Below are 1287 nucleotides of genomic sequence, written 5' to 3' on the forward strand. Positions count from 1 at the left end.
ATCCCACCACGGTGGGGGCGGGGCTTCGTGCGGTCCGGCAGGAGCCCCCCTCGCACCCTCGACACCGGGCTGGGGCCGCTGGAATCCGCCGGCCGATGCCCTCGGTCTGCCGTGCCCGCGATCGGGCGGCCGTGGGTACGTCATTTTCTGATCGGACGTCAGATCGACTGGGCGGGCGGCTCCGTCGGCGCTGGTATGTTCCAGGCGTGAACCGCGACACCGGCGAGCTCGTCTCCCGCCTTGGCCGGCCTCTTCGACTGATCGTCACCGGCGGCGGAACGGGCGGCCACACCTATCCGGCGCTCACCGCGATCCGCGCCCTGCGCTCGCGTCTCGCCGAGGCCGACGGCACCCTGGACGTGCTGTGGATCGGCACCGCCACCGGCCTTGAGGCCAAGGTCACCGCCGCCGAGAACATCCCGTTCAGGACCGTCGCCACCGGGAAGATCCGGCGCTCCGCCAACCCGCTCAAGCTGGTGTCGCCCGCCAACGTCAAGGACATGGGCCGCGTCCCCCTGGGCGTCGCGCAGGCCCGCTCCGCGGTCGCCGGGTTCGGCCCGGACGTGGTGCTCGGCACGGGCGGCTACGTCGCCGTGCCGGTCGGAACGGCCGCCCGGATGTGCCACCGGCCACTGGTGGTCCACGAGCAGACCGTCCGGCTCGGCCTCGGTAACCGGGCCCTGGCCCGGATGGCGACCCGGGTCGCGGTCTCCTCCGAGTCGACGCTCCGGTACCTGCCCGCGTCCGCCCGCGCCACCGCCGTGGTGACCGGCAACCCGGTCCGCCCGGAGGTGCTGACCGGCCAGGGCGACAAGGCGATCCAGGCACTCGGACTGTGGGGCTTCGACCGCTCCCTGCCGACCGTGTACGTCACCGGCGGCGCGCAGGGCTCCCAGCAGATCAACGAGCTGGTGGGCGGGATCCTGCCGTGGCTGCTCGGCCACGCCAACGTGGTCCACCAGTGCGGGCCCAGCCACGAGGAGCGGCTTCGGGAGCGGGCGGCGGCACTGCCGGAGCACCTGCGCCCCCGGTACCTGGTGACCGGCTTCGTCGGCCCGGAACTGCCGGACGTGCTCACCCTCGCCGACGTGGTCGTCTCCCGCAGCGGCGCGGGAACGCTGGCCGAACTGACCGCGCTGGGGCGGGCCGCGGTGTTCGTCCCGCTGGCGACGTCGGCCGGGAACGAGCAGGAGCACAACGCCCGCCACCTGGCCGATGCCGGCGCGGCGGTGGCCCTCCTCGGCCGGGCCGCACCGGACACCCTCCAGGCGGCGATCGGCCCACTGC

At 74.4% G+C, this 1287-nt stretch carries 1 protein-coding gene; it reads left to right on the forward strand.

Annotated elements, in window-relative coordinates; translation table 11 throughout:
* Positions 1-206 precede the first annotated feature (206 nt).
* Positions 207-1287 (forward strand): glycosyltransferase (locus ACFU6K_RS39220; protein ID WP_380671488.1); only part of this gene is annotated, 1081 nt, incomplete at its 3' end.

This window comes from Kitasatospora sp. NPDC057512 (assembly GCF_042802135.1).
Lineage (GTDB): Bacteria > Actinomycetota > Actinomycetes > Streptomycetales > Streptomycetaceae > Kitasatospora.